Raw genomic sequence first — 12,231 nt, forward strand, 5'->3', positions numbered from 1 at the left:
CGTATCCGCGCACGGGCAGGGGCTCTTTCTCGCCGTGGCCGCGGAGGGCGCCGAGGCGGTGACCGCGGCGGCAAAGGTGGTGTCGACGGGCCGTAGACCGACGTGTCGACGGCCTGTCGACAGGGGTGAGACGGACGGTAGATGCCCTGGTAGATGGGGGTGTAGACGGCATCGGCGCCTCCACAGGGGCCGATCACGCGAGCACGTCAGGGGAGGGGGCGGAGACGGCCTGGAGGCGGGGCTGGACGGGGGCGCTGGGCGGGGGCGGCACGGGGGCCTCGGCGGGGGGTGCGGTGAGGGTGGTGACGGGGCCCTCGGCGAGGGGTGGGGTGAGGGTGGTGGCGGGGGGTGCGTCCTCGGCCTGGGCGGAGGTGGCCGGGGGCTCCTCGGAGGGGGCCCGGGGGGCCGGTCGGGCGAGGGTCTCCAGGGCCTCGTCCAGCGAGGTGCCGAACGCCTCCTGCAGCTCGTCCGCGCGGACCCCCCAGGTGGGCCCCTTCCCCTTCGCGCGGACGTTCCTGCTGACGGGGATCCCGGCGGCGGTGCAGAACTCCCGCAGTTGGAGCTGTTCCCACCCCTCGAAGCCCCGGGACTCCTGCTGCAGCCGCCCGAGGAGCTCGGAGATGTGCACGCCCATGTGCTCCGGTGCGGCGTCCCGGACGGCGGCCACGACGAAACGCGCGAGCAGGCGGGTGAAGCGGTCCTGCTCGGATTCCTCGTCCTGCTCCCCCGCAGATTTTTCATGATCGTTTCGGGTGGTGGTCTCCTGCGGCGGGGGAGCGATCATCCATGCGGCGATCACCCACACCACTGCGAGGACGGCGCCGCCGACCGGCGCGTACGGGGCGATGTAGGGCCAGACGAGCCACATGAACAGCCAGATGAGTCCGGCGATGACGACGCCGACGAAGAGGAGGATCAGGCAGCCCAGGCCCACCCGCTCGATCGCGTCATCGGCGGCGGCCCGAGTCGCCTTCCCGGACGCCTTGACGGTGCCCGTTGCCGGCTTGCCGGCGGAGTCGTCGTCGGGCGCGCCGTCCTGCTCCCGTACGGCTGGGGCGGCCTTTGACGGCGGGGCGTCGAGGTTCATGGCCGCCGTCCAGCCGAGCTTGACGCCCCGGGCCGCCCTGCGCAGCAGGAACGAGGCGATGAGGCGCGACCCGGTCAGCAGCGGGAGCAGCAGGAGCCGCGGCGTCTGCCTGACGCCCCGGAACGGGACGGCGACCTCCCTGAGCAGCGCTCTCATGCGAGCTTGCCCAGCATCGCGCCGATCAACTTGAAGAGGATCCCCCAGAAGGCGCCTGCCAGACCCCAGGAGACGCCCGCTCCCAGACCGAGGAACGCCGGGGGGAACCGCCGCTGCCACTCGGGCAGGAAGGCCAGGGTGGTCAGGATCAGGGCGGTTCCGGCCGGAGTGAGCCCGGCGACGACGTTCGGGTCGTTGAGCGTCGAGGCCGCCAGGTCGTGTGTGCCCTGGGCGATCATCCTCCAGGTGCCCCCGGCGATGATGAACAGGATGCCCGTCACGGCAGCGAGCCCGGCGAGGGGGCGGCGGTCCTCGAAGTGCTTCTTGAGGGGCTTCGAGCGGTTGCGGATGGCGATGATCAGGACGATGAATCCGGTCGCCGCGAGGGAGGAGAGCCCGACCGCTCCCAGGCCCTGGCCCAGGCTGGCGTCGGGGGCGGCGAGCACGGTGTTCATGGGGGTCACGGGTTGGTGCCTTTCAGATGACAGGGCCGTTGGAGTACAGGGCGCAGACGAGCAGGGACGTGGCCAGCGGGATGCGCGCCAGCCAGCGCTTGAGCAGCCCGCCGTGGCGGGTGCGCCACACCAGCCAGCCCGAGGCGCCGCACATGGTGAGGCCTACGACGAGCAGGGAGATGTCGGTCTGGCTCAGCCCGACGTGTCGGGCGACCGAGTCGGAGGTGTAGGCCAGCAGCTCCTGGCTGAGACGTCGTCCGAGCTCGGCGGCGACGAAAACCGCTCCGATACGGCCCAGGGTGCCGAACGGCACGAACGGTGAGAGCATCTCGCTGCCCGCCACTTTCCCTGCCACGAACGCCCCGCCGAGCGCCATGCCGGCCCCGAGCAGGCCGTCGGCAGCGGTGACCGCGGCCGGCGGGAACTGGGACAGGTAGGCGTTCAGACCGATGGCGGACCCGGCCAGCGCTGCGGTCCCGTTGAAGGTGATGACGCGCCAGAACCTGCTGGGACGCCACCCCTTCGCGGGCTGGGTGCGGATCTGCAGGGTCGGCTGCGGCTTGGGGACTTCGAGGTCCTGCGGGCCCTCAGCGGACTCCTCGCACTCGGTCTCGTCCGGCTCCGGCGGCTCGGGCTCGGGGGTCTTCTGGACCTCGATGAGGACGGGACCGCCGCCTTCCGGCACGGTCAGGACGTGCCCGGTGTAGGTGTCGAGGTCCGCGTCCTGGTCCTTGTAGAGACGGTCCCACCAGCCTGACTTGGACTCGCGCGGCGAGCCCTTCGCCGGGGTGGTCTTCGACTGGTCCCGGGCCCTGCGCCACCAGTCCGCGGCGGTCTCCTCCGGGCCGTTCTTCGGCGGCTGCGGCGGTGACTTCGGCTTGGGCGGAATGACAGGCTCCGCCCCGCTCCCCCGGGGGGCCGGCGGTGCGTCCTCCGTCGCGCTGACCTGCGCGTCTACACCGTCTACAGGGGCATCTACAGCAGCGTCTACGGGGGCAGGGGCCGACGTCTCGGCCGTCTTACGGCCACCGTCGGGGGCCTCTTCGGCGCGCGCCTCAGGTACGGGCACCTCGTCCGGGAGCGGCACGTGGAACGGGTCGGTCTTCTCGTCTGCGGTGGTCATGTTCCCTCCCTCCTCGGAGGCTCCGGTGACCCGCTCGCCCTGGAGGGCGAGGTGGATCAGCAGGCGTATGAACTGCTCGTTGTGGTCGGGTTCGGTACGGCTCAGTGGCCCCGCTGGTGGCAGGGCGTGGAGCCTGGGGCCGGGCGGTGTGCCTGGCCCCAGGCAGGCCGCGCGGGAGCGGCCCCCATGGAGCGGCTCAGTCATCGGCGGCGGTCTCGGCCTTGCGGGCCGCTTCCTTGAGGGCCTTGGTCATCCAGCTCGGCGAGCGGCCCAGTCTCTTGGCGAAGTCCTTCTGGGTCAGGCTCGGGTCGGCCCTCTTCGCGGCGAACCAGGCCGCGGCCGCATCGGCGCGCTCTGTTTCTTCCGGGCTCGGGGCGCCGAGGGCGGCGTGAACCGAACTCGGAGCCGGCGGCTTTGCGGCGTGCGCGCGGCGTGCGCGGCGTGAATTCACGGTGTCCCGGTTCACGTCGCCGTCGGTCTCGTTCACGCGCTCCTGTTCACGATCGCCGGGGTGCCCGTTCACGGTCTTGTCCGGAGCCGGATTCACGGTGCCGTCTCCGTCGTTCACGCCGCTTCGTTCACGGTCGGCCGGGTGGTTCACGCTGAGGTGAAACGGCTGTTTCACGCTCCACTCCGACCGGTTCACGGTCTCGGTTTCACGCGTGAATTCACGAGGTTTCACGCTCGGCGTGAATCCGTTCACGGTGCCTGCGAGCAGGGGATTCACGCGGTTCACGCGGTTCACGGCGGTGCGGTTCACGGGGGGCGTGAACGGCTTCATGCGTGAATCGTCGGCGCTCATCGCTCCGTTCACGCCGGACCGTGAACCGTCCTCGCGTGAACCGTTCACGCCGGACCGTGAACCGTCCTCGCGTGAACCGTTCACGCCGGACCGTGAACCGTCCTCGCGTGAACCGTTCACGCCGGCGTCGGGCCCGGTGTGAATCGGAGGATTCACGCCCTGCCCGGCGTCCGGATTCACGGGCCCCGGTTCACGCCCGGCGGCCTGGTTCACGGCGGCCGGCCGCGTCTCGGCCGTGTGCCCGGCGTGCGGATTCACGCCGGCGTCGGCGCCGTTGTTCACGGGCGGGGAAGGAACGTTCATGCGCTCGCCCGTGGAAGGCGCCGGGGCTCGGTCCGGGGATGAGGCGAGCGCGAGGGCGTCGGCCACGTGCGTCTCCAGCGCGTTGCCCTCGAAAGCCGGGGCAGGGGCAGGGGCAGGGGCCGAGGCAGGGGCCGAGGCGAGCGCGCGAGCGGAGTTGAGGGGCACGCCGTAGCGGGTGAGCCTCAGCGGCAGCCTGGCCTCGACGGGGGCCCGGCGGCGCCAGGCGCGGCCGAACCGGGTACGCAGGCGGGCCTGGTAGACGAGGCGCTCCTGCTCGAGTGCGAGGACCCGGTCGTAGGAGCGCAGCTCCCACAGCTTCATCCGCCGCCACAGCCTGAACGTGGGCAGCGGCGACAGCAGCCAGCGGATCAGCCGAACCGGTTCCAGGTGGCGGCCGGCGGTGATGTTCGCCAGCTGGCCGATCGCGTGCCGGGCGGCCTCGACCGTCACGACGAAGAGCACCGGGATCACCGCGTGCATCCCGACGCCGAGCGGGTCGGGCCAGGCCGCGGCGCCGTTGAAGGCGATGGTCGCGCTGGTCAGCAGCCACGCGGTCTGCCGAAGCATGGGGAACGGCATCCGAAGCCAGGTCAGCAGCAGGTCCAGCGCGAGCAGGACGAGGATCCCCGCGTCGACGCCGAGCGGGAACACATGGGCGAAGGTGCCGAAGCCCTTGCGGATCGCCAGGTCCCGGACTGCGGCGTACGAGCCGGCGAATCCGATCCCCGCGATCACCACCGCGCCGCCGACCACGACACCGACGATCACGCGCTGCGCCTGGTTGAGGGGCTGCCGGTCCGGCTCGCCGGCCGGGACCGGCGGGGGTGTCGTAGGGGGAGTGCTGGAGGTGGTGGTCACCGTACTTCTCCTGTGCGAGGCGGCTCCGGGTGGCGGAGGCCGCGAGGGGGGACATCGGGGGGTTGTTCCGTCCCCGTGCGTTGCTGAATGGGCCACCCGCACCGGCCGCCGACGGCCTTGCTGCCGCGCCGTCGCGGCGGCGGCCGGTGCGGGCAGGCCGGAGGCGCCGTGGTCACCAGCGACCCGGCGCCCCCGCCCGCCGCATCTTCTTGTAGGCGGTGGTCCGGTCGGCAGTGCCGCGGCGGTAGTCCGCCTGGCACCGGTCGACCGTGGCGGGCTCGGTGATGATCTGGTTCTCGCGGGGGCGCCGGTCCTCGGGCGCGCTCTGCGTCACCGGGCACCTGCGGCGGACGTCGTGGTGGTGATGTGGACGGTGGAGGTCCCGCAGTGCCCGCGGGCCTCGAGGTACCCGCCCACGTCCCGCAGACCCGGAGCGTTGATCGCCCGGACCAGGCTGTCGATCAGCGTGTTGGGCAGCGGGCGGCCGAGGTGTACGGCCACGTCGGCCCCCAGCGGCGCCACGTCGCTGATCATGTCGAAGAGACTGGAGACCAGGTCGTCATCGGTCAGCCCGCCCTGGTCGGGGCTGGGGGGCGGCGTGGCCGCCGGGACCGTGACGGTCAGCAGGCCGGCCAGGGCGCCGCGCATCTCCAGGATCTCCAGGACGAGTTCGTCCGCCGCCATGCGCTTCAGATCGAGCTTGATCGCCCGGAGCAGCACGTCGCGCGCTGCCTCAGCAGCCTGCACCCGGCGCTCGGCCGGGCTCAGGTTGCCGAGCCGGTTGCGCGCCATTCCCGCGAACGCGGCCAGGCTCGGGTGCACCGGCTCGAAGTCGTCGAGGTTGGTCATGAGCGCACCCCCTTGGCGGCCGCCGCGCTCGCGGCCAGCGTCAGGTTGGACAGGTACGCCCCGGCCACCTCCGCGGCGCGGGCCCGGGCGGCGGTGTCCACCGCGGCGGCGATCGTCTTGGAGTGCGCGGCGCTCGTCGAGCCGACCCGCGCGGCAGCGGGGGCGGGGTACTTATTAATCTGGGACACAGTTCGGACTCCTCGCTCAGTGAGGTGTTCGGATCAGGTCCGGTCCGGAGTGGCGACTCCTTCACGGGCCGAGTGGCCCCGTCCGGGAGGAACTCCTGGGCGGGGCTGTCTTTTTGGCCAGGCGGCCAAGGCCACGGCACACAGCCTTCGTGCGCCGGACCTTGGGTGTCTGGACTTCTCAGTCGCGCCCGGGCCGGCCGTGCGGCGATCGCGATGCCGCCCGAGCCGCGCCGGGCGCTCAGTCCCATGTCCGCTGTGGAGTTCTCAAGCGACGACGCCGTGTGGCTTTTTGTGGAGGATTGTCACGAATCGAGATCGGCAGGTGACCGCTGTGCGCGGCCAGGCCCACGTGGCCCGAACCTTCCAACCAACTTCACTAGCCTCACTAGGTTCACAAGTGAAGTTGGAGCGACCGTAGACCGCGAGCTGGCACGCCGTCAACCACGTCGCGCACAACGGTCGTTGAGGACAGAGGATCAAACGAAGTGCTGGTCAGCCCTCACGTGGGCGCAGGCGGCCTGATGATGTGCCGATAGCTTCACTTGCTTCACTTGGTAAGTTGGCTACTCTGACGGCATGAATAGCCGATCCAAGGAGCAAAGGCATTGGGGCGCCCAGGAGATCGCCGAAGATCTGCGAAGCCGAATCCAGGCCGGGGAGTTCAGCGAAGGCAGTCAACTGCCGGTGACCCGCACGCTGGTCGAGGAGTACCAAACCTCGCCCGAGACATCGCGCCAGGCCGTCCTGAAGCTCAAGGGCTGGGGACTGGTCACCTCGAGGCAGGGCAAGGGCGTCTTCGTGCGTGTCATAGACCCCATTGAGTGGCACGTTCACTCGTTCGAGCACGGAGAGCGCCGCGATGACCCCGCCCGCGGTATCGACGACTGGAAGGCCTCCATCGAGGAGCTCGGCCGCGTGCCGAGTCAGGACACCCCGGTCGTCACGGTCGAGCGGGCCCCTGAGGACGTCGCCAAATGGCTGGAACTGGAGCCCGGATCCTTCGCCGTCGCACGCCGCCGCCTGCGCCGCGTCGACGGCGTGCCCTTCCAGCTCGCCGACTCCTGGTTCCCCAGAGAAGTCGCCATGGACTCTCCGCTGATGGAGGAACGCGACGTCACCATGGCCGGCGGCATCCTCAAGAACATCGGCCACCCGCAGGTCCGCAGGCGCCACATCGTGCGCTCCTGGCTGCCCACCGACGAAGAGATCAAGCGGCTGGACCTCGATCCCGACGCCACCCACCCCGTCACCAGGCACACCCTCATCGGCTACGGGGCCGACGGCAAACCCGTTCGCTGCATGGTCACCATCGCCCCCGGCGACCGCAATGTCCTGATCTACGACTTCCAGGAATGAGCGCGTGCAACATCTGATCCGACGAGCCACGGACGACGACGCCATCGCGCTGATGAAGCTGCGCCTGGAGGCTGAGGAATGGCTCGCCGCCCAAGGGATCGACCAATGGCGCAGCCCCGGGTTCCGGGACCGGGCGCTCGACAAGTGGAGAACCGACATCGCCGCCGGCCGAACGTACGTCGTTGAGGACGGCGACGGCGGCGTGGTCGGAACCGTGACCCTCGCCCGGCCCGACACGGATTTCTGGACCCCGAAGGACGATCTCGACTCGGCGGTCTACATTGCCAAGCTGATCAGCTCCCGCGGTACGACCGGGGCCCGACTCGGGGGACGCATCATCGACTGGGCCGCATCCGTTGCGCGCCGAGACGGTCGGCCGTGGGTGCGCCTTGACTGCGATCGCGCGAACATCCGCTTGCAGGACTACTACCTCCGTGAGGGATTCACCCACGTGCGCACGAAGCGCCCCGACCACCGCCTGTCCGGATGGATGGGACAGCGTCCTGCCGACGTCATCCAGCACCCCGACCATCCCCTCGCCGAACTCGCCGAAGCTGAGAGAGATCCCCGTGCGCTCCAGTGACGTGCTTGACCTGCCGCCCCGGGTGCGCTGCCCGTGGGAGCGGATGACAGCGGCCCTGTAGTGAATGACCGGGGCGAAGCCGCCATGCGCACGACTGCTCCGACGTGCGGTGCTGCAGCCGCCCGCCGCCGCTGCTGCCCCGGTCCTTGGCCGCTGCCCCTAACGCTCCTCCGGGGTCCGGACCCCTGGCCGCCGCCGGCTACCGCGTCACCGGCATCGCCACCTCACCCGTCCAGCTCGCCACCGCCCGCCCCCTCTGGCCCGACCTCACCTTCCACGCCCTGGACATGCGCACCCCGCCGCCGGGCCCGTACGACGTCGTGCTGAACCTGTGGACCAGCCCCTGGCCGACTGGAAGCTCGTGCTCCCGGCGCGGGCGTACGACCGGCTGCGCGCGGTCGACGAAGCTGCGTACCGGCTCCGTCGAGCACACCCGTGACGACGTCGGCGCGGAGGGGACAAGCCCGTAGGGCGGCTGGTCGTTCACAGCGTCGCGTCGGCGGGCGGAAGGCGGCGAGGAACTGCTCGACGCCCTGGACGCGCGATGTTTGCGGAGGCCCGGCTCGGCCTTCTGGCGCGAATGATGATGGCGGTGGTCTCCTGCCGGGCTGCGAGGAGCTGCTCCCGGGTCCAGTCAAGATCCCCGTCGGCCGAGTGCCGGGTTCCGGACGGACGAGACCGTCAGGGTCTGTCCCTTCTCGGGACCCTCCAGAACGAGGACCGTGTCCCCGGCCCTGTGGTACCTCCTCATGGCAGTGATCCTCGCTACTTCTCGGCGGCTTCGCCGTCAACCGGAGCCCAGGCAGTCCACTGGTCGCTGGGGCGCCCCGGGATTGCGGCGTGGGACACCAGGACACCAGCGCCTCGCGCATCGATCGCTCGCTCTGCCTCGTGCCGCGATCCGTACGCGAACACGGGCTTGTCCGGGGCCCAGCGGACGCCATACTGGGGCAACAGCGCCAGTTCACCCGCGCCCTCACAGCTACCGTGGCGTCGAACCATGCCGTCCTTGCGGCGCGCGACCTCGTTACCGCATACACCGCAGCGTGCTCGCTCCTCGGCGTTTGTCGTTGCGGCCATGCTCATTGCGGCTCCTCACTTCTCGGTGGTGTGGGTAGCGGCCTGAACGGCTCGGATCTCATCGGCGGTGATGGTCTCGAAGTGCCACCAGCGGCCGTTCTCCCACTGCTCGACCTTCGCAGTGTCGGCGGTGCTGTCGCCTCCGAGGGGCCAGGCGGCTACCGCCGTCTACGAGCGCGGGCTCGCACGGTTGATCCACCACGAGATCGACCACCTGAACGGCCCGCTCTAGATCGCACGGATGCGGACCGACGTCATACCCATCCCCGTCGAGGAGTACCGCCAGACCGGTCGGGCGTGGACCTACGAGCAGTAAGGATCGATGGAAGACCGGATCGCCAGGCGGGCGGGAGCCATCGTGCCGCACGTCCCCCGACGATTGGAATCGTCCACGCCGTCGGCGCGCCGGGGCAATCGGGCTACAGGGCTTGGCAGATCTCGCGCGCCTGGTCCAGATCCTTCTTCACCGTCGCGTCGAAGTCGAAGACCTGGGCGTGGCGGTTCTGTGATCGGCGAATGGTCTGTGCGAGCTCCTTGTACTTCGCGTCGCCCGCTGCTGCCGACGCAGAAAGGGCCCCGGCTGCCGCATAGCGGTTGACGGCGACCTCGCCGGCAGGGCCCTTGGCCGTGTACTTCTCCGGGTCGAACCCGTCAAGCGCCTCGCAGGCGGCACGCGCATCTGCAGCTGGAGTCCCACCAGCAACAGGGGAGTCTGAGCCGGCGTTCATCGCCCATGCAGCGCCCATCCCCGCGGCGCCGAGTACGAGCCCGGCGACGAGGGAGAGCACCACAGTCTTCGTACGGGTGCCGGGTTGCTCGTAGGAGGGCGAGATGGGCGCGAAGGTGGAAGGCTGCTGTGGCTGCATCCGGCCAAAGGTAGCGTGACCGCACACGGGCAGGCACCCCTGCATGCCGCTCCAGCAGCGTCCGGCGGACAGAGGGCTGGGCCGCCATGCCGAGGGCGATGGTCCCGGCCATCTGCTTCCCGCTACCTCGCCGCACTCCATCCGATGACAGTGCTGGAGTCGGATCCGGCTGTGGCACGGCTGAACGGCTGCGCCGGCGGGCGACCGCGGGTGTGGAATGGCCAGCTACGCCACGGGGACGATGAGGCTTCCTGCTCGGATCGCATCGAGTAGCTCGTCCTTGATCTGGGACGGCATCAGGCACCCGAAGCGGATCTGCCTGGTTCACGACCACAGGCGGCCCGTCCGGATCCACAGGCTAGAGCCACTCTTGGGCGATGAGGTCGGCGCGCCACCGCCCAGGGAGTGCCAGCAGCGCATCAAGGACGCCAGCAGGCCATGCGGCTGGACACCGAGCGAAAGACGGGTATCCCGCCCGCGTCAGCTGGCGGCCAGGGCCAGGAACTCCTCGACGCCTTCGGCGGCCCGTACGTGCCGGAAGGCGGGGATGAGCTCCTGCACGAGGGCTTCGCAGCGCGGTGCCCCGATGCGACGGGCGAGCCAGAGGGCCTCTCCCGCTGTACGGGCCGCGATCTCGGGTTCCTTGAGTTCAAGGTGGCTGGATGCCTGGAAGGCGAGAAAAACGCCGCGGGTCTTGTCGCGCTCGGGGGGCAGCAGGGCCCGGCCTTCGCTGATCAGCTGGTGAGCGCGGGCTGTATCGCCGAGGTCGAGGAGGGCCTGGCCGGTGTCGACGGCGAGGTCGGCTTCGCCGTACCAGGAGCACCAGGTCGGCAGGGGCCTCGTGGTCGAGGCTGCGAGGAGCCGTTCGGCTGTGGTGAGGGCCCGTTGGGTCTCCCGCTTGTCTCCTTGGGTGGCCAGGGCTCGGGCGAGGCGGAGGTGAAGCAGGCTGCGGGCGGCGGGGTGGTCGGTGCGGGTGATGGCGTGGGTGAGGATGCCGACGGCGGTGGGGTGGTCCTTGCACCAGGCTGCCTGGTAGGCAAGGTCTCCGAGCATGGCGGCGCCCATGTCGCGGTCCCCGGTGGCGTGGGAGCTGTGAAGGGCGGCGACCCAGTGTTTGGTGGCGGTCGTGTGCTGTCCGCGGTCGAAGCGGTGCCAGGCGGCCGTCTGGGCGAGGGAAGCGGCAAGGTGGTGAAGTCGCTGGCCTGTCGGTTTGTCGTAGCGGCCGTGCTCGATCAGGTCGGTGACGGTGGTGAGGTGTCCGTCAAGGAGCGCGGTGAGATGTTGGCGCTGCTCGGTGGCGATCGAGCTGAGGCGTCGGGTGCTGTCCTCGAGGAGGGTGACGAGGTCGTCCCCCACGCTCGTGCCGCCTTTCGCGGAGGGGAGGGCGATGGCCTCCGCGCCTGCCCAGGCGGCGGCAAGACCGGTGAGGGCTACGCCCGAAGCGGAAAGAAACGCACGTCGGTCCATGGTGCTGGTGAGGGCCTCTCGCAGGGCGGGCACGGTGCTGGACGGGCCGAGGGGGACGATTCCCGTGTCGCCCGCGAGGAGCCAGTTCGGCCAGGTGTGCGGATCGACGGCGTCGGCCGGCACTCCCAGGACCTCGGCGATGTCGTACTGGGTATCGGCGTCGGGGACGACTCCCCGCTCCCATTTCCGCACGCGTTGCTTGTCCGCGCCGGAGCGCAGGCCGCGGCCGGCTGCGGCGGTACGGACCCGGGCCGCGAGGCCGGGCCCGGTCAGTCCGCGTTGCCACCGTAGGTAGGCGAGCGGGTGGGTGAACTGGTCCACTCCGACATACAAGCACCGGCCCGCGCCCTCCGTCCCTCCTTCGGTCGAAGGGGACTACCGGGGGACTACCGGCAACCTCTTTGCTGGCAGGGACAGTTGTCCCATCCTCGAAGTCCTGAACGAGTGGTGGCGACAGCCTCATGCGGCAGGTCGCTTCGGCCTCTGCGGACTCCGCCGGGAGCCTTCTCGCGAGACCTAGACTCAGCGCCTCCGTTCCGCCCAATCCCCGTTGCCCGATTTCGGGCTGGGAACCGACGGACGATCCGACCACTCCCGAGGAGAACTCCCGTGTCCGAGAAGGTCACCAAGGCCAAGGCGCTGTGCTACATCGTGCGCGACGGCCGACTGCTGGTCCACCGCCACACCGACTTCCCCTGGGAGGAGGTCGGCGTCCAGGTTCCCGCCGGCAGCATCCGCGAGGGCGAGACGCCCGAGGCGGCGGCGCTGCGCGAGGCCCGCGAGGAGACCGGACTGACGGACTTCAAGGTCGTGCGCAAGCTCGGCGTTGCCTCGTACGACATGGGCCCGTACCGCCCCGAGATCCAGGAGCGGCACATCTTCCTTCTTGAGCTGACCGAGCCGACCCCTGAGCGGTGGCCGAGCCAGGAGGACCACGACGGGCACGGTGAGCCGACGAGGTTTGAGTGCTTCTGGATCCCGCTGGAGACCGCGCACGTGCTCCAGTCCGGGCAGGGCGCGCTCCTCGGGCTCCTGGACGCCTGACCCCACCCATCCGC

At 70.4% G+C, this 12,231-nt stretch carries 12 protein-coding genes and 1 pseudogene; 4 read left to right on the forward strand and 9 right to left on the reverse strand.

The genetic code is table 11. From position 1 onward, the window contains the following. Positions 1-193: 193 nt before the first annotated feature. The 7 genes and pseudogenes from ACZ6K0_RS37675 to ACZ6K0_RS37705 all read right to left on the reverse strand — a co-directional run bounded on the left by ACZ6K0_RS37675 (position 194) and on the right by ACZ6K0_RS37705 (position 5,821). Positions 194-1,243: a hypothetical protein gene (locus tag ACZ6K0_RS37675; protein WP_469577996.1), complete on the reverse strand. Its 1,050-nt coding sequence runs from the start codon at positions 1,241-1,243 to the stop codon at positions 194-196. Then, positions 1,240-1,707, reverse strand: coding sequence for a hypothetical protein (locus ACZ6K0_RS37680; protein WP_469577998.1), 468 nt, complete (start codon positions 1,705-1,707; stop codon positions 1,240-1,242). The genes ACZ6K0_RS37675 and ACZ6K0_RS37680 overlap by 4 nt, the downstream gene beginning before the upstream one ends. A 13-nt stretch (positions 1,708-1,720) precedes the next feature. Next, the gene (locus ACZ6K0_RS37685) at positions 1,721-2,821 is read right to left on the reverse strand and encodes a hypothetical protein (RefSeq protein ID WP_469578000.1); all 1,101 of its coding nucleotides are present in this window, start codon (positions 2,819-2,821) and stop codon (positions 1,721-1,723) included. 1,254 nt (positions 2,822-4,075) lie between these two features. Next, positions 4,076-4,694: pseudogene (locus ACZ6K0_RS37690) on the reverse strand (DUF2637 domain-containing protein); the annotation flags it as partial. A gap of 262 nt (positions 4,695-4,956) precedes the next feature. Then, positions 4,957-5,118 carry a hypothetical protein gene (locus ACZ6K0_RS37695; RefSeq protein WP_469578002.1) on the reverse strand — a complete coding sequence of 54 codons (162 nt, stop codon included), beginning with the start codon at positions 5,116-5,118 and terminating at the stop codon, positions 4,957-4,959. Then, positions 5,115-5,633, reverse strand: coding sequence for a hypothetical protein (locus ACZ6K0_RS37700; RefSeq protein WP_469578004.1), 519 nt, complete (start codon positions 5,631-5,633; stop codon positions 5,115-5,117). The genes ACZ6K0_RS37695 and ACZ6K0_RS37700 overlap by 4 nt, the downstream gene beginning before the upstream one ends. Beyond that, a complete protein-coding gene (locus ACZ6K0_RS37705; protein ID WP_469578005.1) occupies positions 5,630-5,821 on the reverse strand; it encodes a hypothetical protein in 192 nt (63 codons plus the stop codon). The genes ACZ6K0_RS37700 and ACZ6K0_RS37705 overlap by 4 nt, the downstream gene beginning before the upstream one ends. 576 nt (positions 5,822-6,397) lie before the next feature. On the opposite strand from ACZ6K0_RS37705, the gene ACZ6K0_RS37710 reads away from it, so the two are divergent. The 3 genes from ACZ6K0_RS37710 to ACZ6K0_RS37720 all read left to right on the forward strand — a co-directional run bounded on the left by ACZ6K0_RS37710 (position 6,398) and on the right by ACZ6K0_RS37720 (position 8,230). Then, positions 6,398-7,177, forward strand: coding sequence for a GntR family transcriptional regulator (locus tag ACZ6K0_RS37710; RefSeq protein ID WP_469578007.1), 780 nt, complete (start codon positions 6,398-6,400; stop codon positions 7,175-7,177). 4 nt (positions 7,178-7,181) lie between these two features. After that, complete coding sequence (locus ACZ6K0_RS37715) at positions 7,182-7,760, forward strand: GNAT family N-acetyltransferase (RefSeq protein ID WP_469578009.1); 579 nt, start codon at positions 7,182-7,184, stop codon at positions 7,758-7,760. A gap of 146 nt (positions 7,761-7,906) precedes the next feature. Beyond that, positions 7,907-8,230 carry a class I SAM-dependent methyltransferase gene (locus tag ACZ6K0_RS37720; protein WP_469578011.1) on the forward strand — a complete coding sequence of 108 codons (324 nt, stop codon included), beginning with the start codon at positions 7,907-7,909 and terminating at the stop codon, positions 8,228-8,230. A 1,029-nt stretch (positions 8,231-9,259) separates the two neighbouring features. Here the strand turns inward: ACZ6K0_RS37720 and ACZ6K0_RS37725 are convergent. Both ACZ6K0_RS37725 and ACZ6K0_RS37730 read right to left on the reverse strand, forming a co-directional pair. Beyond that, the gene (locus tag ACZ6K0_RS37725) at positions 9,260-9,706 is read right to left on the reverse strand and encodes a hypothetical protein (RefSeq protein WP_469578012.1); all 447 of its coding nucleotides are present in this window, start codon (positions 9,704-9,706) and stop codon (positions 9,260-9,262) included. Positions 9,707-10,186: 480 nt separating this feature from the next. Continuing rightward, positions 10,187-11,494 carry an XRE family transcriptional regulator gene (locus ACZ6K0_RS37730; protein ID WP_469578014.1) on the reverse strand — a complete coding sequence of 436 codons (1,308 nt, stop codon included), beginning with the start codon at positions 11,492-11,494 and terminating at the stop codon, positions 10,187-10,189. Positions 11,495-11,782: 288 nt separating this feature from the next. On the opposite strand from ACZ6K0_RS37730, the gene ACZ6K0_RS37735 reads away from it, so the two are divergent. Further along, a complete protein-coding gene (locus ACZ6K0_RS37735; protein ID WP_469578015.1) occupies positions 11,783-12,217 on the forward strand; it encodes an NUDIX hydrolase in 435 nt (144 codons plus the stop codon). The last annotated feature ends 14 nt before the right edge of the window (positions 12,218-12,231 follow it).

The sequence above is a fragment of the Streptomyces sp. NPDC042346 genome, from assembly GCF_055581845.1.